This window comes from Actinomadura rubrisoli, assembly GCF_004349215.1.
In the GTDB taxonomy this organism is placed as follows: domain Bacteria; phylum Actinomycetota; class Actinomycetes; order Streptosporangiales; family Streptosporangiaceae; genus Spirillospora; species Spirillospora rubrisoli.
In genome coordinates this window covers 1-19,113 of sequence record NZ_SMKU01000178.1, presented here as the reverse complement: position 1 = coordinate 19,113, position 19,113 = coordinate 1, and the positions used below count along the sequence as shown (strand labels likewise).

Sequence of the window (19,113 nt, the reverse complement as noted above, 5' to 3'; positions counted from 1 at the left end):
GGGTGAGGTGGGGGCGGGCGGTGATGGCGGTTACTGCCGGGAACAGTGCAGCTCAAAGAGGGGATGAGGAGTATGGGAGCGCAGCGTGGGAACACGGGGCGCTAGGGGGTCGTTGACGCGAACAAGGGCCGGAGACGGTCCTTCCGGACGAGGTGCGCCGTACCCGGCAGGCGAAGACGACGCGTGACCGTATCGTCTCGTCTTCTGGGAGCAGAACCATGGCATGGATCCTCGTCATCGTCGCGGGCCTCGTCGAGGTGGCGATGGCCCTGTGTCTCAAGGCGAGCAAGGGCTTCTCCGAACCGCTGCCGTCCATCGGCTTCCTGGTCTTCGCCGTGACCAGTTTCGGCCTGCTCAACCTGGCGCTGAAGACCCTGGAGGTCGGCACCGCGTACGCGGTCTGGGTCGGCATCGGCGCGGTCGGGACGGCCGCGCTGGGCATGCTCGTCATGGGCGACGACGTCTCCGCACTCAAGATCGGCGCGCTTTCGCTCATCATCGTCGGCGTCATCGGCCTCAACCTGGCCGGAGGCGCCTCCCACTGACCTCTGCGATCGCAGGTCATGGGGCCGCGGGGGAACGTACCCTCCCCTAAGGGCGTCAATGGGACGAGAGCGCCGGGGCGCTCGATCACGGGAGGACAGACCTTGGTCTTCAAGAAGCTGCGGCAGGCGATGGGCATCGGCGGCCCTTCGATCGAAACGGTCCTGCACGATCCGAATACGACGCCGGGTGCCGTGATCACGGGCGAGATCACCGTCATCGGGGGGCAGTTCAACTCCGACATCCATGCGGTGAACCTGGCGCTCCGGACGCGGGTCGAGGTCGAGTCGGGGGACAACGAGTACTCGTCCAACCTTGAATACGCGAAGATGCCGGTCGCCGGGAACTTCAAGCTGGAGGAGGGCGCGCGGCACAGCGTCCCGTTCCAGTTCCCGATTCCGTGGGAGGCGCCGCTCACCCACATGTACGGGCAGCCGCTGCACGGCACGACGGTCGGCATCGCCACCGAGCTGGAGGTCGCCGGGGCGGTCGATCCGGGGGACCTCGACCCGATCGCCGTCCATCCGCTGCCCGCGCAGGAGCGCCTCCTGGCCGCGTTCTCCAACCTCGGCTTCCGCTTCCGCAACGCCGACTGCGAGAAGGGACGCATCTGGGGCGTCCACCAGGAGCTGCCGTTCTACCAGGAGATCGAGTTCATGCCCCCTGCGCAGTACGCGCGCGGCATCACCCAGCTTGAGGTGACGTTCGTGTCGTACCCGCAGTCCATGGAGGTCGTGCTGGAGCTCGACAAGCGCGGCGGGGTCTTCACCGAGGGACATGACGCGTTCAGCCGCTTCACCGTCGACTACGCGACCGTCAACCACACCGACTGGGAGCAGCAGCTCGGCGGCTTCCTCCAGGACGCCGGACGCCGCAGGGGTTTCTTCTAGAGCCAAAGGCCCGGTCAGGGGCGAGTCCCCTGACCGGGTCCGGACGTCAGTCGGACACTTGGCGACAGACCTCAGCCCCGGGGGCCGGACGAGCTTGATCGCAGAGGGGATCCCCCGTAGAAAGAGTGTCCGTGCCCCAGCCCCCCGGACTGAACGACGCCGAACGCCGCCTGTGGGCCGCGTTCCCCTCCGGCACCATGGTGGTGCTCGGCGACGACCGTCCCGCCGGGCCGCTGCCCGACCGGATCGTCCGCGGAGAGATCCTCACCCAGTTGCTGCTCGGCGCGGGCGACACCCGTGCGGGGACGGTCGCGGCGCTGCGGTTGCGCGGTGCGTACATCGTCGGGCGATTCGATCTTACGGGCGGCGTGGTCGAGCATGAGCTGCGCCTGGAGCTGTGCCGGTTCGTGGAGGAGCCCGACTTCTCGAACGCGCAGACCCGGCAGCTCCGGTTCTCCCGCTGCCGGATGCCCGGGTTCGACGGCGGCGGGCTGCGCGCGGACGGCTACCTCAGCCTGTCCGGGTCGGTGATCGAGGGCGAGGTGCGGCTGCCGCGCGCCCAGCTCAGCGGCGGTCTCCGGATGAACGGGGTGCGGATCACCGCGACCGCGCCGGACAAGTGGGCGCTGTTCAGCGGCGGCCTCGTCGTCGACGTCGGCGCGTTCATCAGGGACGCGCACATCACCGGCGGCGTGCGCCTGGTCGGGGCCCGGATGAACGGCGGGCTCTTCATGGAGGGCACGACCCTGGAGAATCCCGGACGTATCGCGCTGGACGGGCAGAACATGGTCGTCGAGGACGCCGCCGAGTTCAGCAAGGATTTCACCGCGCACGGCACCATGCGGCTGCGCAGCGCGCGCTTCAACGGCATCCTGTCGTTCTCCAAAGGCGCGCTGGACTCGGGCGACCCCGCCCGGATGGCGCTGCACGCCAGCCACATGCAGGCGGACGAGATGCTGCTCCTGCCGCGCGAGCGGATCAAGGGCAGGATGTCGCTGTCCTACTCCCGGATCAACCTGATCATGGACAGCCCGAAGTACTGGCCGGAGGAGCTGTATCTGAACGGCCTTACCTACGAGATCCTGCGCTCCGACGGCACGTTCAAGGACCGGCTGAGCTGGGTGTCACGCGACCGCGAGTTCCATCTCCAGCCGTACGAGCAGCTCGCCGCCTGGTACCACAGCGTCGGTTCCGACGATCTGGCCCGCAAGGTGCAACTCGCCAAGCTGCGCGCGCGCCGACGCAGGCTGAATCCGGTCGGCCGGGTGTGGAACCACGTCCTCGACTGGACGGTCGGGTACGGGTACCGGCCGTGGCTGGCGTTCGCATGGTTCGGAGTACTGCTCGCCTTGGGCACGACGGTCTTCTCCATCGACGCCCCGAAACCGATCAAGCAGCCGGACGAGCGTCCCGCCTTCCACGCGCTCGTCTACAGCCTCGACCTGCTGATCCCCCTGGACACCTTCGGGCAGCAGCAGGCGTTCGACGCCACGGGCTGGTCCCGCTGGGTGGCCTACACCCTGGTCGCGACGGGCTGGGTCCTCGCCACGGCCCTGATCGCCGGGGTGACCCGCGTCCTGCGCCCGAACTGACCCGGCTTCCTGCACCCGAACCAACCCGGCATTCCGCGCGTCCACCCGGTTAGGCGGACGAGCGCGAGATCCACGAGAATGGGGCTCCATGGGCACGTATCTGATCACGGGGGCGACCGGTGGCATCGGCACCGCGGTCGCCGAGCGGCTGCGCGAGCGCGGGCACGACCTGGTCCTTACCGGCCGGTCACCTGAACGTCTCGACGCGCTGGCGGGCAAGCTGCGCACCGGTGCGCACGCCGCGACGCAGCTGATCAACCCGGCGGCGGCCACGGCCCCGCCCTCCAACCGGACGATCCGGACGATCCCCCTCGACCTGAACGAGCCGCGCCGCCTTGAGGCGTCCCTCGCGCTGGGCGGGCTTCCCGAGCGCCTCGACGGCATCGTCCACGCCGCGGGTGTGGTGCACCTGTCGCCCGTGGCCGAGCTGGAGGCCGACGAGTGGATCGACCACCTGTCGGTCAACCTGGTGTCGGCGGCCGAGTTGACCCGCCTGCTCCTGCCGGCCCTGCGCGCCGTCAAGGGGCATGTGGTGTTCGTCAACTCCACGGCGGGCCTGCGGGCCAACCCCGAATGGGCGGCGTACGCCGCGAGCAAGTTCGGCCTCCGCGCCCTGGCCGACTCGCTCCGGGCGGAAGAGCCGACGCTGCGCGTCACGACGGTCTACCCGGGCCGCACGGCCACCGAGATGCAGCGGAAGGTGCGGGCCCAGGAGGGCCAGCGCTATGCCGAGGACGACTTCGCGGCGCCCACGACCGTGGCCCGCGTCCTCGTCGCCGCCCTGGAGACGCCCCGCGACGCCGTGATCTCGGACGTCACCGTACGACCTCACTGACCGCCGTGTCGCGGCGCAGGAACCAGGCCCCCAGGACGCCGCCGAGCAGCCCGAACAGGTGGCCCTGCCATGAGATCGCGGGATCGCTCGGGATGACGCCGAACAGCATCGTCCCGTACACGGCGACCACCACGACGGCGATCCCGATGTCGAGCAGCCGCCGCTCGAACAGGCCCCGTCCGACCAGGTAGCCGAAGAAGCCGAAGATCAGAATGCTGGACCCGAGCGTGTTCGCCGAGCTGGTGAACCACACCCCGAGCCCGCCCACCACGATGACGATCAGGCTCGCGGCCAGGAACTTCGCGATTCCCCGCACCGCCGCCAGAAATCCGAGCACGAGGAACGGCACCGTGTTGCCCGCCATGTGCTGGAGCCCGGCGTGCATGAACGGCGCGGTGAAGATGTCGGGCAGGTCGCTCACGTCCCGCGGCTGGATGCCGAACTGGTCCAGGCGCCCGTTGTCGGCGTAGACGTCAAAGAGTTCGAGGGCCCACATCGCCGCGGTCACGGAGCCGATCAGGACGACCGCCGACAGCGCCCGCGCGCCGTGCCGGACGAGCCCATCGGAACGCCGCTCATCGGGGGTATAGCTCATGTAAGCCACCGTAGAACTGGATGCCCCTGCCGTCACCCGTCCAACGTCCGCAGCCGCTCGAAGGTGCCCGCGCGGTCACACCACCGCGTCCCCGCCGTCCACGACGAGATCGCCACCGGTCATCCACTCCGACTCGGCGGAGGCCAGGAAGACGGCGGCGCCGGCGAAGTCCTCCGGCCTGCCGGGCCGTCCCAGCGGGATGTCCTTGCTCCGCTCCCGCCAGAGGTCGGGGTCCTGGCGCCACTGGGAGGCGTTGGCGTTGGTGGCGGTCAGTCCCGGGGAGATCGTGTTGACGCGGATGCCGAACGGCGCCAGTTCGTAGGCCGCGCTGCGGGTCAGCATCGACAGGCCGGCCTTGCTGCACTGGTAGTGGGCCATGGCGCTGACGGCCTTGAAGGCGCTGATCGAGCTGATGTTGATGACGCTGCCCGTGGCGCCGTCCGCGCGCAGCCGCGCGGCGAACGCCTGGGTGGCGAAGAAGGGGAAGCGCAGGTTGACCGCCATCACCCGTTCGTAGTCCTCCGGGGTCAGGTCCAGGTACGCGGTCCGCGTGGTCGTGGCCGCGTTGTTGACGAGGATGTCGGCGAGGCCGAGCGCCCCGGCCGCCGCGTCCATCAGCCGCGGGACGCCGTCGGGGTCGGCGCCGTCCAGGAGCATGTAGTCCGCCCGTACGCCATGCCCGCGGAGCTCGGCGAGGGTGGATCGCGCAGCGGCCTCGTCGCGCAGAGCGGTGAAGAACACGTCACAGCCCTCGCGGGCGAACGCCGTCGCGATGGCCCGTCCGATGCCGTTGGCGCCCCCCGTGACGATGGCCCGCTGCCCGGTAAGTCTGCCCATGATGGAATCCGCCCCCCGTGAGGTGTTCGGGACTCCCTGGACACTCTCGTGATCACGCCACCGCGTCAAGATCGACGCGGGCGCCGCCCGATGGGCCGCTCGAACGGCGCGTCCCCTGATCGCCGGCAAGACGGCCCCGATGCCCTAGGCGGCCGACGCGTGCTCCGACTCCGACGCGTCCCCGCGCACCACGATCACGGGCAGCCGCCGCCGTGCGGGCGCCTCGGCCGTCCGGCGCAGGTAGCGGCGCTCCTCCGGGGTCGTCCCGCCCCAGATGCCGTCCGGCTCGCCGACCCGCAGCGCCCACGCCAGGCAGTCGGCCGCGACCGGGCAGTTCGCACAGACCTCCTTGGCCGCGTCCTGCTGCGCCTGGAGCACGGGCGCGGAGTAGCCGATCGGGAAGAACAGGTCGGGATCAGCGCCGCGGCAGATGGCGTGGTCGGTCCAGTGTTCCTCGTTCTCGTTGTTGTGCATGGCTTCTCCCTGCGGCGGCACGTTGGAGGCCACCGGCAGTCCTCGGGTGGTCTCCACCCAACGTAGTACTACAACCCGTAGTACTACAAGTCAGGGTGAGCATTGCAACTTAGCGTCCGGATAGCCTGTTCGACGTGCAGCGTGATCAAGAAGTGACCTTCCGCGAGGCGACTCCGGACGATCTGCCCCAGATCGTCCGGCTACTCGCCGACGATCCCCTCGGAGCGACCCGCGAAACACCCGGGGAGGAGATCCCGGAGGCGTACTTCACCGCCTTCACGGCCATCGCCAAGGACGCCAACAACGCCCTGATCGTGGCCGAGGTCCACGGCAAGATCGCCGGCACCCTCCAGCTGACCTACATCCCCGGCCTCACCTACACCGGCGGCGAGCGCGCCCAGATCGAGGGCGTCCGCGTCGCCGCCGAGCAACGCGGCCACGGCGTCGGCCAGGCCCTCATCACCTGGGCCATCCAACAGGCCCGCGCCCGCGGCTGCCGCGTCGTCCAGCTCACCACCGACCGCCAGCGCCCCGACGCGATCCGCTTCTACCAAAAGATCGGCTTCCGCCCGTCCCACATGGGCATGAAGTACCACCTCAAGTAGAGCGGGCCGCAACTGCGCCGCCGGCCGGCCAGATGTGCGCCGACGCCGCGCCTTCGCCGACGCCGCGCCTTTGCCGACGCCTCCAGTCGTCGGGTGGGTGGCGCCTGTCAGCGGGTCGCGGTCACGATCGCTTGGACGACGGCGGGGGTGTCGGTGAGGTCGGTGAGGACGTGTTCGGCACCGGAGAGGCGGAGGTTGGCGGCGGTGGTGGCGCCGGTCGCGACGGCGACCACGCGGGAGCCGCCTTCGTGGCCGGCCCGCACGTCGTGAGGGGTGTCGCCGATCAGGACGGTGTTGGACGGACCGAACGTGCCGCCGTACTTGCGGGCCGCGCGCTGCTGGGCCAAGGGCACCAGGGGCGGACGGTCGACGGCGTCCATGCCGTAGGCGCCGACTTCGAAGTCGACGAGGGCGTCGAGGGCGAACGCGGACAGTTTGCATTCGGCGATGGGTCTCATGTTGCCCGTCAGGACGGATTGGATCACATCGGTCCGGGCGGCCAGGGCCTCCAGGGCGGCGCGGGCGCCGGGGAGGGCGTGGCCCCGGGTCTGGAATTGGTGCGGGGTGAAGGAGCCGGCCAGGGTGGCGGTGAAGGTCGCCATCAGCTCTGGTGTGGGCTCGATGCCGTGGTGACGCAGGGTGTCGGTGGTGATGGCGCGGTCGGTGCGACCGGCCATGGGGGCGACCATTTCGGCTGGACGGCCCGTGAGGTGCTCGAATACGGAGGCGTAGATCTCGGTGCTGACGCCGCCGCCGTTGATGAGGGTGTGGTCGATGTCCCAGAGGACCAGGGTTCGCACGCACGCATCGTAAGGGGCCGGGAGCGGAGTGGAACGTTCTGTATCTGTTCACCTGGGCGTGGAATGCTGGCCATCCGGGTGTTCCCCGCATGCGTTGGACCCGTCCTTAGGAGCAGATCGTGGCCGTGAAGCATTTGGAGATCGAGCACAAGTACGATGCCGCCGCCGAGTTCGGGCTGCCCGAGCTGGAGGGCCTGCCCGGGGTGGCCTCGGTCGGTGAGCCGGTGGTCCATGAGCTGCACGCCAGCTACTTCGACACGGCCGACCTTCGGCTGGCGGCGCACGGGATCACGTTGCGGCGCAGGCGGGGCGGGACGGACGCCGGGTGGCACCTGAAGATGCCGGCCGGGCCGGACAGCAAGCACGAGCTGCGGGCGCCGCTCGGGCGGCCCAGGGTGGTGCCGCCGCGGCTGGCGGCGCTGGTGGCCGCCTACACGCGCGGCGCGGAGCTGCACCCGGTGGCCACGCTGGACACCGAGCGCACGGTGGTCCGGCTGTTCGGCGCGGAGGGCGGCGTCCTCGCGGAGGTCGCCGACGACCTGGTGACGGGTCGGGACGTGCGGGAGGCCGTCGCGGCGGAGGCGATCACGGCGGCGCCCGGCGGCAATGGCGTGGTCACGGCGGCCGGTGCCGTGGCCGTGGCGGAGGAGCCCGCGCCGGCCGTGCGGTGGCGGGAGGTCGAGGTCGAGCTGGGCGAGGGGTCGCCCGAGCTGCTGAAGTCGGTCGGGAAACGGCTGCGGAAGGCGGGTGCCAGCCGGGCCAAGTCGTCCTCGAAGCTCGGACGGCTGCTGAACGGGGCGATCGTGCCGTCGGAGGCGGCGGGTGCCAGGACGGCGGCCAAGGGGCGCATCGTGGCGGCGACGTCCAATGGGAAGGGCCCGGCGGTGACGACGGGCGAGACGGTGATGGCGTATCTCGCCGCGCAGGTGGACGCCGTCCTGGAGTACGACCCGAAGGCGCGGCTCGGGGAGGACGACGCCGTCCACCGGATGCGGGTGGCCGTGCGGCGCGTCCGGAGCACGCTGCGGAGCTACCGGACCGTTATCCAGGTGGAGGGCGGGCTGGCGGACGAGCTGAGGTGGCTGGCCGCGGCGCTGGGCGAGGTGCGCGACCTGGAGGTGCTGCGGATGCGCTTCGAGGAGCGGCTCCAGGGCGCGGCGGGCGCGTGGATGGACGATCTGGCGCGGCAGGAGCGCGCCGCGTACCGGCGGCTGAACGCGAGCCTGAAGGAGCCGCGGTACTTCGCGCTGCTGGACGCGCTGGAGGGCCTGGTCGCGGAGCCGCCGCTGGGCGATGCCGCAGAGCGCAAGGCGCGCAAGGAGCTTCCGGTGCTGGTCACGCGGGCTTGGGACCGGCTCGGCAAGGCGTACGCGTCCATCGCGGTGGCCGAGGACCCCGACATCGCACGGCACGACACCCGGAAGGCCGCCAAGCGCGCGCGGTACGCGGCTGAGCTGGCCGTCCCGGTGCTGGGGGTGGCCGCCAAGCGGGTGGCCAAGGACGCCAAGCGCATCCAGGAGGTGCTGGGCGACTACCAGGACGGCGTGATCGCGATGGAGCACCTCCAGGCGGCCGGGACGCGGGCCCGGGCGGTCTCGGACGCGTTCGCCCTGGGCGTGCTCTTCGGGACGGAGCGCTGCGAGGCCGAGGCGGCGAGGGAGCGCCTGGCGGTCACCTGGTCGCAGACGCTCGGGCCGTCTTTCTGAGCGGGGAGTGCCGTTCCAGGGCGGCGATGGCGGGGCCCGACGGGTCCATGTGGGCGACCCAGAACTCGCCCTTGCGCAGGCTCGGGTCGTCCGGGACCTTCTCGCCGAGCTCCTTGCACAGCCCGGTGACGATGTCGGAGACGACCTCGCCGTGGGTGCACAGGACGGTCGGGACGGCCTCCGCCACCAGTTCGAGGAGGCGTTCCATGGCCTCGTCCGCGCTGGTCTGCCCGACGGTGAACGCCGGGTCGGTGGTGATCGGGGCCCGGAGGCGGCGGGCGTGCGGCAGGACGGTCTCCAGGCAGCGCGCGGTCGACGAGCTGAGCAGCCGGGCGGGGCCGTAGGCGTGCAGGAGCCCGGACAGGACGGTCGCCTCGGCGCGGCCGCGCTCCTCCAGGGGGCGCAGCTCGTCGGGCTCGCGCCACAGGCTCTTCTCCCCCGCGGCGGCGTGCCGCAGGATCACCAGCGGCCAGGTGCGGAGGGGGCCGCGCAGGAACTCGCGGAGCAGGTCGAGGTCGTGGCGGTAGCTGAGCCTGCGCTCGGCGTCCGCGGCCGGCAGCCAGACCAGCCGGTCGACCTCGTCGTTCGGGGTGAACGGGCCCTCGGCGGTGACCCGGGCGGCCCAGTACTCGACCTGCTTGGTCCGGTCGCCGATCGGGTAGGTGACGGTGGGCAGGCGGCGGCCGAGGCGGGCGAGGAGCCCCGTCTCCTCCTCGATCTCGCGGACGGCGGCCCGCAGGACGTGCTCGCCCCGGTCGACCTTGCCCTTGGGGAAGGACCAGTCGTCGTAGCGGGGACGGTGGACCAGCGCGAACTCGGGGCCGTCCCGCCACAGGACGGCCCCGGCGGCGTGGATGGGCTCAGCCATCGACCGTCCTCCAGCGGCGGCTCTTGACCAGGTGGGTCTGGATGTCCAGCAGCCTCTCGCCGGGCTGCGGCTTGTTGCGCGTCCAGGTGCCGTCGCCGGCGAGCGTCCAGGCGTGGGTCCCCTCGTCCATGGCCGTGTCGAGCAGGGTGAGCAGCTCGTCGCGCTGCGCCCGGTCGGTGACGCAGACGAGGGCCTCGACGCGGCGGTCGAGGTTGCGGTGCATCAGGTCGGCGCTGCCGAACCAGACCTCGGGCTCGCCGCCGTTCTCGAACGCGAACACGCGGGAGTGCTCCAGGAAGCGGCCCAGGACGCTGCGCACGCGGATCATGTCGGACACGCCGGGAACGCCGGGACGCAGCGCGCAGATGCCGCGGACCCAGATGTCCACCGGCACCCCGGCGCGGGACGCCCGGTACAGCGCGTCGATGATCACCTCGTCCACGAGTGAGTTGCACTTGATCCGGATCCGGGCGGGATGCCCGGCGCGGCGGTTGTCGATCTCGTGCTCGATCCGCTGGACGAGCCCGGACCGCAGGCTGTTCGGCGCGACGAGGAGCCGGTGGTAGGAGTTCTGCCGCGAGTAGCCGGTGAGGTGGTTGAACAGGGCGCTGACGTCCTCGCCGACCTCGGCGTCGGCGGTGAGCAGCCCGAAGTCCTCGTAGAGGCGGGCCGTTTTCGGGTGGTAGTTGCCGGTGCCGATGTGGCAGTAGCGGCGCAGGATGCCGTCGGAGTCCTGCCGGACGATCAGCGCGAGCTTGCAGTGCGTCTTCAGCCCGACGAACCCGTAGACGACGTGGCAGCCGGCGGTCTCCAGCTTGCGCGCCCAGGCGATGTTGGCGCGCTCGTCGAAGCGCGCCTTGAGCTCGACGACGACCACGACCTGCTTGCCGGCCTCGGCGGCGCTCATCAGGGCGTCCACGATCGGGGAGTCGCCGCTGGTCCGGTAGAGGGTCTGCTTGATCGCCAGGACGCGCTTGTCGGCGGCGGCGTCCTCGATCAGCCGCTGGACCGTGGTGGTGAAGGAGTCGTACGGATGGTGGAGCAGCACGTCGCGCTCACGGATGGCCGTGAAGATGCTCGCATCCGCCGGGAGCGCCTCCTTCGAGGGGACGAAAGGGGAGTACTTCAGCTCCGGCCGGTCAAGATCGGCGATGGCCGCGAGCCCGCCGAGGTCCAGGGGGCCGACGACGCGGTAGATCTGCCTCTCGTCCACGGCCAGCTCGGTCGTGAGCAGCTCCAGGACGCCCTCGGAGATCGACTCCTCCACCTCCAGCCGGACGACCGGGCCGAACCTGCGGCGCAGCAGCTCGCGCTCCAGCGCCTGCAGCAGCCCCTCGCTGATGTCGTCGTCGATCTCCAGGTCCTGGTTGCGGGTGACGCGGAACGCGTGGTGCTCGACGACCTCCATCCCGACGAACAGCTGGCCGAGATGCGCGGCGATCACGTCCTCCAGCGGCGTGAACCGGTCGGGGGACGCCTCGATGAAGCGCGGCAGCAGCGGCGGCACCTTGACGCGGGCGAACATCGTCGCGTCGGTCTCGGGATCGCGGACGATCACCGCGAGGTTGAGCGAGAGGCCGGAGATGTAGGGGAAGGGGTGCGCCGAGTCGACGACGAGCGGGGTGAGGACGGGATAGATCCGCTCGCGGAACAGGCGCCGCAGCCGCTCCTGCTCGGTCTCGGCCAGCTCCTCCCAGCGCAGGATGTCGATGCCCTCCTTGCTGAGGGCGGGCCGGATCTCGGTGCGGAAGGCGGCGGCGTGCCGGAGCGTCAGCCGGCGCGCGACCGCCGCGGTGCGCTCCAGCACCTCGCGGGGCTGCCGACCGCTGGCGGACTGGACGGCGAGGCCGGTGGCCATCCGCCGGGCGAGGCCGGCGACGCGGACCATGAAGAACTCGTCCAGGTTGCTGGAGAAGATCGACAGGAACCGGACGCGTTCGAGGAGGGGCAGGCCCGGGTCCTCGGCCAGCTCCAGGACGCGCTGGTTGAATCTGAGCCAGCTCTCCTCGCGGTCCAGGAAGCGGTCCTCGGGCATCGCTTCATCCCGCTGGGGGAGATGTCCTGGATTGACGGTCATATCCGTTATTTTCCCTGACCAAGATGAACGGCAGTCGAACTAGGCGGTGCCCGCCGGAGATTCAGATACGCCGATCATGCCCCTGGTTCCGTGTGATCATTCACTATTCCGGACCGTCTTGCCCGCTTTGGTGGGGGTGCGACCCGGGCGCGGCGCGGGATCACGTGGCGAACGAGCCCGTGACCAGGCGATGTCCGATCCGGCCGCCCAGGTCGGAGACGAAGGCGTCGGTGAGCTCCGGCCAGTTCCAGAACCGCAGGCCCAGCTCGGCGAACGCGCACGGGACAGGCCAGCGCCACCCGTTGAGGCCCGTCCGTGTTCCGCAGCGCGCGCACACGAGCGAGTCAGGGCCGCCTTCTAGCCACTCCTCCACCTCGGTAAGGACGATCTCGAACGGCAGCCACGCTCCGCAGCGGGGACACGTCACGCGGTCGTCCTCGTCCACCGCTCCGTAGAAGGCGCTCCGGCCGACGTCGATCTCCAGCCCGTTCGGCCAGACGTCCGGGAAGCCGGACGGGTCGCCGGTCACGATCGTCTTGCAGGACGGTCCGGGCGCGTACCCGCCGGGCACGTCGCCGAGGACGCAGTCGGTCCGCTCGGAGACGATCACACCCGCACCCACGAGCCAGCGCAGAACGCTCCGCGCGATCTCCGGAGCGTCGCCCGGATGCGCGTCCAGGTCCGCGATCCAGCGGCTCCTTACCCCCATGACCTCACCGTACGACGGCTTGGCCGTGTCCGGGGCCGGACGCGTGACAGGCGGGGGAACAGATGTCTGGTGAGAAAACAAGAGGCGGCCCTGGCCCGCTGTGGCCAGGGCCGTGCACAGGGTGACCGTGAGGGAGTACGACCTGTCCACCTGGGAAGCTTCACGGCGGAGGGCGTCGTGGGTAGAACGAGAACCGTGACCCCTCACGAGCCTTCCCCACCGTCCCTGACCACGGTGATCTGGCCGCGCTGCACGGCCGTCCACGGATGCGCCGGACGCGCCGTAGAGCGGTCCGGGGGGTGTCCGGCGCACCTGCCGCCCGGCGCGTTCGACCGGTTCGTGGACGGGCTCCGTCCCGGCGCCGACCTCGACCTGCGCGGCGTCACCGTCCAGGCGTGGATGCTGGACGCGTTACTGGACGCACTGACCGGCCCCGACGGGCGCCCGCACCTCGGCCGTACGCGCTTCGACGGGGCGGTGCTGCCATCGCACGCCGTCTTGCGCGGAGCCTGCGTCGAGGGCGACAGCACGTTCAACGGCGCGTGTTTCTTGGGCGGCGCCTCGTTCTACGACGCGCGCTTCTTCGGCAACGTCTCGTTCCGTGGCGCGCGCTTCGGCGGCAACATGTCCTTCCATGGCGCGCGCTTCCACCGGCACGCCTCGTTCGAGGAGGCCGTCTTCGCGAACGACGCGCTGTTCGGGGAGGCCGTCTGGCACGCCGACGCCTCGTTCAGGCGCGCGGTGTTCATCGGCGCGGCCTGCTTCGACCGGGCGCGGTTCGGACGGGACGCGGCGATGCAGGCGGCGTGCTTCGGCGGCGCCGTCTCGTTCAAGCGCGTCCAGGTGGCCCGGCACGCCCGCCTCGACCGGACGCGGTTCCGCCGCGGCCTGTGGCTCGGCCCGCTCGTCGCCGGCGGCGAGATCTGCCTCTCCGACGCCACCGCGCACGGCGGCCTGCGGATCCACGCGGCGGCCCGGCACGTCACCGCCCGCGGCGCGACGGTGCACGGGACGGCCGAGTTCCGGCTGCGGCACGCCGAGCTCGACCTGGAGGACGCGGTCTTCGACGGGACGGTGACCGTCCGCTCGCTGCCCCAGCCCATCCACGGCCTCCCCGAGCCCGGGGAGGCGGGCGAAGGGACCACCGACGAGACGGGCGCCGGGACGGGCCGGGAGACGGGCGCCGGCGCGGCCGGGGAGGCCGACGAGGCGCCTGTGCGGCTGGTGTCCCTGCGCGAGGTCACCGCCGAGGGACTGTGCCTGACCGACGTCGATCTCAGCGGATGCGGTTTCCTCGGGCTCGACCGGCCCGACCTGCTGCGCATCACGGGCGACTGCCGGTTCGCGACCCTGCCCCCGCGGCAGGGCTGGAGGCCCTGGCGGCGTCACGGCCGGGGACGCGCCGTCCTCGCCGAGGACCTCGCCCAGCGGGCCGGGAAGGCCACGGGCCCGGCCGGCGGCGCCGATCGCGACAGCGTCCGGCTGGCGGCGCTCTACCGGGAGCTGGCGCGCGCGGCGGCCGACTCCGACCACGGCGGCCTCGCCCGCGACCTGCGCTACAGCGCGCTGGAGATACGCCGCCACACCGAGCCCACCCCGTGGCGGCGCTGGGCCCTGCACCTGATGTGGCTGACCAGCGGATACGGGCTCCGGACGGGCCGGATCATGGCCTGGCTCGCCGTCCTCGCCGCGCTGCTGTGCTGCGGCGTGACCTACATCCGGCACGGAAATCACCAGTCCGCCCCGGACACAAGCGCCCACGATCCTTCTTCATCGCCCGGGCGGCGATCACTCCGTCCCGTTGTTCGCAAACCCGGGCATCTTGTCCGCAAACCCGGGCATCCGCGCCGCGACTGACGGTCGCCCACGTTACCCATCGCCTTCAAAGCGGGCGCGCCTCGGTTTTGTCAGACCTTTGGGTAATGATTCTTGTTATGAGCAGAGACACTCATCCGGGGGTGCAGTGCCCGCACTGCCAATCCCATCTCGCGCTCGTCCCCGTGCCCGCCACCGCCGCCACCACCGCCGCCCCGGGGCCCGCCCCGCCGGTCGTGCTCCTCAAGGAGGAATGGACGCCGCCGCCCGTCGCCGAGGTTCTCGCGGTTTACGCCGGGCGCGTCAAGGACACCGCCACCGCAATGCGCGGCGCCGCCCGGGTCAGGGAAAGCCTCAACCGCGCCCGCGCCGTCACCGCGCAGCGCCGGGCGGCCCAGAAAGCCGCCCGGCAGACCCCGAAAAGCGCCTGATCACGTCCCGATCACGCCGCCCATGCGAAGCCGCCCATGCGAAGGGGACGGCGCCCGGCCCGCCAGGCCATGACACCGTCCCTTCGAGCCCTTCGAGAACTGATCAGCGCGGTGCCGAGTCCGTCCATTCCGTGTTCATCACGGCCTCGGAGCCGAGCAGCCATCCGGCGGGCCTGCTCTCCCCGGCGGCGGGCTTGACCAGCACGGTCTCATCGGCCAGCGCGTTCCCGGTCGACCGGTCGATGACCAGCCGGTGCCGCACCACCCCGATGCTGGTCCGCTCGTCCATCGCGATGGCGTCCCCGGTCCTGCCCTGCGTGTCCTTCACCTTGCCCAGGCCCCGCACCGTCTTGAGCCCGGCCAGCATCCGGAACGCCGCCGCCCGCACCTCGGGCCGCACCGGCATCCCCGTCACCAGGCCGCCGGCCGTGCGGTAGAGCCAGGCGTCCGCCGACTGGGGCACGCTCGACGACTCGGTGTCGTGGCCGTCGTACCAGCGCAGCAGCGCGGCCTTGAGCCGCTTCGGGTCGCCGGGCAGCGCCCGCAGATCCTTCATGGTCACGTTCCGGCCCAGCCAGAACACCTTGTCCCCGTCCACGAGCGGGCTGCTCTCGGTCCGCACCCGGCCCGGGGCGGTCGTCGCCTTGAAGGGCTTGAACGCCGGACGCGCCTTGCCGTTCTTGGGGCCGATCATGGGCACCTCAAGCTGGAACGTGGACGGCGACCCCGCGCGCCGCCACGCGGCCTCGTCCGCCGGCGCGGCGGGCCTCACCCCCAGTTCCTGCTGGCGCGTCCACGTCCTCACGCCCGGCTTGCTGGGCGTCCACGTCTCGCTCCGCTCCCTCGTCACGACGGTGTACCAGCCCCCGGGCACCTTGGCCTGGTAGGCGTTGGTCGAGATCGTCGTCTGGCGCCAGTACGCGCGCATCCTGTCGGGCCGCGCGTCCGCCTTCTCGGCGGCGGCGAGCAGGACGGTCTTCGCGTCCAGGGTCTCGGCGGCCGGGCCCCCCGGACCGCCCGCCTGCCGGTGTGGAGCGCCGCCGCCCGAGGGCAGGTTCGTCGCGACCAGCGCGGCGGCCGCCGCCGCGCCGACCAGCCCGATCCCCCAGACCGGCAGCAGGCGTCCCCGCGAGGGCCGCTTCCGGGCGTCCCCCGCCGCGCGTGTGGACGGGCGCGCCGCCATCGCGCGAGTCAGCTCCGCCCGCCGCGTCCCGTCGTCGACCGCGACGTCCGGGCCCAGCTCTTCCGGCCGGGCCTCCCGCAGGGTCCGCAGCACGTCACTCATGACCTCTCCTCACTGATGATCCCCACCTGCGGACGCCCTGCCTGGGGATGCCCCGCCCGCACAGGCTCCGCCTGCACAGGCTGGGCCCGTTCACCGGCGCCGGGCGCCGGGGGCGCCGCCTCCACCGCCCGGACGAGCCGGCGCCGCGCCCGGTGCAGCCGCACGCGCAGCGCAGCGGCCGAGCAGCCGACGACGCGGGCGGCGTCGCGCGGCGTGAGGCCCTGCCAGGCGATGAGGATCAGGATCTCCCTGTCGTCCTCAGGCAGTTCCGCCATCGCGCGGAGCACCGCGAACCGCTCGGCCACCTCCTCGGCGATGTCCCCGGTGGGCCGGGCGGCCCAGCGGCGCAGCTCCGTCGCGAACGATTCGCGCCGCGTCTCGGCGCGGCGGCTGTCGCGCAGGACGTTGCGCGCGACGCCGAGCAGCCACGGCAGCGCCGGGTCCGGAACCTCGCCGAAGCGGCGCCACGCCACCGCGAAGGTCTCGCTAACCACTTCGTCCGCGATCTGCCGACCGGCGCGGCTGACCGCGTACGCCCACACGCGCTGCCGACACTCGTCGTACATCGCGGTGAAGCGTTCTTCATCGGAGGCTTCGTCTGCCACGCCCGCCCCTTCGTCCGTCCAGGTGTCCTCTGTCACCAGGAAGTGGCGCGAGGAGCCCCATCGTTACCGAAGGGATTTCCGGCCGGGGCAGACGTCCTGCCTACCCGATGTCCCCGCGTGCGGAGGACGGCGACGATGCGGTGCCGATCCAGTCGAGGCAGACGATCACCGCGTCGTCGACCGGCTCGGCGCCCTCGTGGTAGGTGATGAAGTGCCGGATGATCGTCCGGACCGCCTCGGGCGGCGCCTGGAGGCGCGTGTCCCGCAGGGCCTGGAGCAGGGCCGCCACCCCGTAGGTCTCCCCGCCGGGCGACAGCGCGGCGTGCACCCCGTCGCTGACGACGAACAGGCGGTCGCCGGGCTCGACGCTGAACTCCTCGACCGCGTAGAGGGTGTCGCCGAACATGCCGAGCGGCAGCTGCGCGTCGAACTCGATCCCCTCGGTCACGTTCCCGCGCATCCGGTAGATCCGCGGGGACCCGGCGTCGATCGCCCGGACGCGCCCGCCCGCCATGTCGAAGTCCAGCAGCAGCGTGGCGACGTTCAGATCGCCCCGGTGCTGGGCGTAGAGGGCCTGGTCGGCGAGGGCGGCCTGCTCGGTGATGTCGCCGCCGGACCGCCGCGCGTTCCGCAGCGCGCTGACCGCGAGATGGGTCAGCGCCGCCGCCTCCGTCCCCGAGCCCATCCCGTTGCTGACGGTCAGCGTGAGCCGCCCGTCCGACGCGGCCCAGTCGAAGTTGTCGCCCCACACGGCGTAGGCGGGTTCGAGCTGCCCGGCGATGCTGAACTCGGCGGCCTCATAGGACGTGGACGGCAGCAGGTCCCACTGCATCTCGGCGGCCAGTGTCAGCCGCGTCCGCCGCCGGATGCGCCGGTAGAGGTCCGTGCCGCTCTCGGCGATCTTCAGCGCGCGGGCGAGCGCGGTCGCGACGGCGGGCAGCCACGCCGGCTCTACGCCCCCGTCCGGGAAGCGGACGGTCAGCAGGCCGAGGCGCTCGCCCCGCACGCTCAGCGGGAGGTGGACGCGGTGGCCGCCCGCGTGGCCGTCCTTCTCCCGGACGGTCCGCTGCGCGGCGAACGCCCGGCCCGCCGAGCCGTCGTCCACCCGGACGGGATCGCCGCCCCGCGCGGCCGGGACGAGGAACGCGTGCCGGTAGTCGATCAGCAGGACCTCCGCCTCGGCGGCCCCGGCATGCCGTCCGATCAGCTCCGCGGCGGTGCCGACCAGCTCGTGCGGCCGGGCCGCCCAGATCGCCTGTTCGACGGTCTCGACGAGACCGTCACTGCCTGGTTGCGGGTGCATCGCGTCCTCGCCTGGGTGTGAGAGCCGCCGGGCGAGCCAGCCGGCCGGAGATGCCGTTGGGGACATGGTGTGTAACAGTGGAGGGCATGGTCGCAACGCCGGGTCAGGACGCCGCGGACTCCGCGGCCGCCCTCGACGAGGCGGCGTCCACGCTGATGAACGTGTGGTCGCGTCCCCACAACGCCGCCGACGTTCCGGTGCCGTCCACGCAACTGCGGGCCCTGTTCATTCTGGAGCGCGGGCCGGTCAACGTCAGCAGCCTGGCGGCCGAGCTCGGGGCGCTGGTGTCCTCGGCGAGCCGGCTCTGCGACCGGCTGGAGGCGTCCGGACTGCTGCTGCGCGACCCCGGGCGGGACCGCCGCGAGGTGTCCGTGCGGCTGACCACCGAGGGCCAGGAGCTCCTCGACCGGCTCCGCCTGCGGCGGCGCGAGGAGCTGACCCAGGTGCTGGAGTCGATGTCGGCCCCGGCGCGGGCCGCGCTGCTGTGGGGGCTGGCGGAGTTCCACGAGGCGGCGTCGAAGCCGGAAGCCGACGGCGACTCGTTCTCCATGCTCGCCTGAGCACATCGCTCGCCTGCCCCTCGTCCGGCCGGTCGCGCGGGCGGCCTTCCGGCATCATAGTTGTCGTACGGCAAAGTTAGCGGTCCGGGGGCCGTGCGGCGACCGAATCCGGCATCTCGGTACCGGACGGCCATAACCGGGCCGTCCCCATCGCGGTGCCCTCACCGCGGGAATACTTCGAGGCCATTTCCCCATCAACTTCCTTAATTACCGAATCGCGCGGCAAATCGGAACTTCAACGCTATTCACCGCCAGGGTCGGTCAACACGACGGCTTCATTTTCGCCATTCCCGGTACGGGCACCATCTCCACTACTAGCATCCCGCCTCATGGCGACCAGAAATGCCCTGACCGGACGCGTCATGACGCCGTCCGGCACCACTCGCGCGACGGCCTCCGGCGCACGGGTTCCGGGAGCCGCGGCGGCCACGGCCCTCGCGGGCGCACTGCTCCTCGGGGGCTCCTCGACCGGCTCCGCCTGCGGCGGCGCGAGGAGCTGACCCAGGTGCTGGAGTCGATGTCGGCCCCGGCGCGGGCCGCGCTGCTGTGGGGGCTGGCGGAGTTCCACGAGGCGGCGTCGAAG

20 protein-coding genes and 1 riboswitch are annotated in these 19,113 nt (G+C 71.8%); of the genes, 10 read left to right on the top strand and 10 right to left on the bottom strand.

The window, feature by feature from the left end:
• Positions 1-121: 121 nt before the first annotated feature.
• Positions 122-186, top strand: a riboswitch (guanidine-III (ykkC-III) riboswitch).
• A gap of 32 nt (positions 187-218) precedes the next feature.
• The 4 genes from E1298_RS28075 to E1298_RS28060 all read left to right on the top strand — a co-directional run bounded on the left by E1298_RS28075 (position 219) and on the right by E1298_RS28060 (position 3,860).
• Positions 219-545, top strand: a complete 327-nt coding sequence (locus E1298_RS28075; RefSeq protein WP_131898460.1) for a DMT family transporter — start codon at positions 219-221, stop codon at positions 543-545.
• A 102-nt stretch (positions 546-647) separates the two neighbouring features.
• A complete protein-coding gene (locus E1298_RS28070) occupies positions 648-1,433 on the top strand; it encodes a sporulation protein (RefSeq protein WP_131898458.1) in 786 nt (261 codons plus the stop codon).
• A 131-nt stretch (positions 1,434-1,564) separates the two neighbouring features.
• Entirely contained in the window at positions 1,565-3,025 is a 1,461-nt protein-coding gene (locus E1298_RS28065; protein WP_243725856.1) for a translocation/assembly module TamB domain-containing protein, read from the top strand.
• Between the two features lie 88 nt (positions 3,026-3,113).
• On the top strand, positions 3,114-3,860 hold the full coding sequence (locus E1298_RS28060) for an SDR family oxidoreductase (protein ID WP_131898456.1): 747 nt from the start codon (positions 3,114-3,116) through the stop codon (positions 3,858-3,860).
• On the opposite strand, the gene E1298_RS28055 is transcribed toward E1298_RS28060, so the two are convergent.
• From E1298_RS28055 to E1298_RS28045, 3 genes are all read right to left on the bottom strand, one after another.
• The gene (locus tag E1298_RS28055) at positions 3,841-4,455 is read right to left on the bottom strand and encodes a rhomboid family intramembrane serine protease (RefSeq protein ID WP_131898454.1); all 615 of its coding nucleotides are present in this window, start codon (positions 4,453-4,455) and stop codon (positions 3,841-3,843) included. The two genes, E1298_RS28060 and E1298_RS28055, sit on opposite strands and share 20 nt — an antisense overlap.
• A gap of 75 nt (positions 4,456-4,530) precedes the next feature.
• Entirely contained in the window at positions 4,531-5,292 is a 762-nt protein-coding gene (locus tag E1298_RS28050) for an SDR family NAD(P)-dependent oxidoreductase (RefSeq protein ID WP_131898452.1), read from the bottom strand.
• Between the two features lie 144 nt (positions 5,293-5,436).
• Positions 5,437-5,766: a WhiB family transcriptional regulator gene (locus E1298_RS28045; protein ID WP_131898449.1), complete on the bottom strand. Its 330-nt coding sequence runs from the start codon at positions 5,764-5,766 to the stop codon at positions 5,437-5,439.
• 152 nt (positions 5,767-5,918) lie between these two features.
• Here E1298_RS28045 and E1298_RS28040 point away from each other — a divergent pair, with 152 nt between their 5' ends.
• A complete protein-coding gene (locus tag E1298_RS28040) occupies positions 5,919-6,371 on the top strand; it encodes a GNAT family N-acetyltransferase (protein WP_131898466.1) in 453 nt (150 codons plus the stop codon).
• 107 nt (positions 6,372-6,478) lie between these two features.
• Here E1298_RS28040 and E1298_RS28035 read toward each other — a convergent pair whose 3' ends face one another.
• Positions 6,479-7,171 (bottom strand): HAD family hydrolase, encoded by a 693-nt coding sequence (locus E1298_RS28035; protein ID WP_131898447.1) that lies wholly within the window; start codon positions 7,169-7,171, stop codon positions 6,479-6,481.
• Between the two features lie 119 nt (positions 7,172-7,290).
• Between E1298_RS28035 and E1298_RS28030 the strand changes: the two genes are divergently transcribed.
• The gene (locus E1298_RS28030; RefSeq protein ID WP_279499218.1) at positions 7,291-8,877 is read left to right on the top strand and encodes a CYTH and CHAD domain-containing protein; all 1,587 of its coding nucleotides are present in this window, start codon (positions 7,291-7,293) and stop codon (positions 8,875-8,877) included.
• Here E1298_RS28030 and E1298_RS28025 read toward each other — a convergent pair.
• The 3 genes from E1298_RS28025 to E1298_RS28015 form a co-directional block, all read right to left on the bottom strand.
• Positions 8,843-9,745: an NUDIX hydrolase gene (locus E1298_RS28025; protein WP_131898445.1), complete on the bottom strand. Its 903-nt coding sequence runs from the start codon at positions 9,743-9,745 to the stop codon at positions 8,843-8,845. The genes E1298_RS28030 and E1298_RS28025 overlap by 35 nt on opposite strands.
• Positions 9,738-11,822 (bottom strand): RNA degradosome polyphosphate kinase, encoded by a 2,085-nt coding sequence (locus tag E1298_RS28020; RefSeq protein WP_131898443.1) that lies wholly within the window; start codon positions 11,820-11,822, stop codon positions 9,738-9,740. The genes E1298_RS28025 and E1298_RS28020 overlap by 8 nt, the downstream gene beginning before the upstream one ends.
• A 160-nt stretch (positions 11,823-11,982) precedes the next feature.
• Positions 11,983-12,531: a hypothetical protein gene (locus E1298_RS28015; protein ID WP_131898441.1), complete on the bottom strand. Its 549-nt coding sequence runs from the start codon at positions 12,529-12,531 to the stop codon at positions 11,983-11,985.
• 195 nt (positions 12,532-12,726) lie between these two features.
• On the opposite strand from E1298_RS28015, the gene E1298_RS28010 reads away from it, so the two are divergent.
• Together E1298_RS28010 and E1298_RS28005 are read left to right on the top strand one after the other, a co-directional pair.
• Entirely contained in the window at positions 12,727-14,388 is a 1,662-nt protein-coding gene (locus E1298_RS28010) for a pentapeptide repeat-containing protein (RefSeq protein ID WP_165975696.1), read from the top strand.
• Between the two features lie 77 nt (positions 14,389-14,465).
• Positions 14,466-14,777 carry a hypothetical protein gene (locus tag E1298_RS28005; protein ID WP_131898437.1) on the top strand — a complete coding sequence of 104 codons (312 nt, stop codon included), beginning with the start codon at positions 14,466-14,468 and terminating at the stop codon, positions 14,775-14,777.
• 103 nt (positions 14,778-14,880) lie between these two features.
• On the opposite strand, the gene E1298_RS28000 is transcribed toward E1298_RS28005, so the two are convergent.
• The 3 genes from E1298_RS28000 to E1298_RS27990 all read right to left on the bottom strand — a co-directional run bounded on the left by E1298_RS28000 (position 14,881) and on the right by E1298_RS27990 (position 17,970).
• A complete protein-coding gene (locus E1298_RS28000; protein WP_131898435.1) occupies positions 14,881-16,062 on the bottom strand; it encodes a CU044_5270 family protein in 1,182 nt (393 codons plus the stop codon).
• Positions 16,059-16,667 carry an RNA polymerase sigma factor gene (locus E1298_RS27995; protein WP_243725855.1) on the bottom strand — a complete coding sequence of 203 codons (609 nt, stop codon included), beginning with the start codon at positions 16,665-16,667 and terminating at the stop codon, positions 16,059-16,061. The genes E1298_RS28000 and E1298_RS27995 overlap by 4 nt, the downstream gene beginning before the upstream one ends.
• A gap of 100 nt (positions 16,668-16,767) precedes the next feature.
• Positions 16,768-17,970 (bottom strand): PP2C family protein-serine/threonine phosphatase, encoded by a 1,203-nt coding sequence (locus tag E1298_RS27990; RefSeq protein ID WP_131898433.1) that lies wholly within the window; start codon positions 17,968-17,970, stop codon positions 16,768-16,770.
• Between the two features lie 86 nt (positions 17,971-18,056).
• On the opposite strand from E1298_RS27990, the gene E1298_RS27985 reads away from it, so the two are divergent.
• Together E1298_RS27985 and E1298_RS48440 are read left to right on the top strand one after the other, a co-directional pair.
• A complete protein-coding gene (locus E1298_RS27985; RefSeq protein ID WP_131898431.1) occupies positions 18,057-18,530 on the top strand; it encodes a MarR family transcriptional regulator in 474 nt (157 codons plus the stop codon).
• A 329-nt stretch (positions 18,531-18,859) separates the two neighbouring features.
• Positions 18,860-19,030, top strand: coding sequence for a hypothetical protein (locus E1298_RS48440; protein WP_165975695.1), 171 nt, complete (start codon positions 18,860-18,862; stop codon positions 19,028-19,030).
• Positions 19,031-19,113 lie beyond the last annotated feature (83 nt).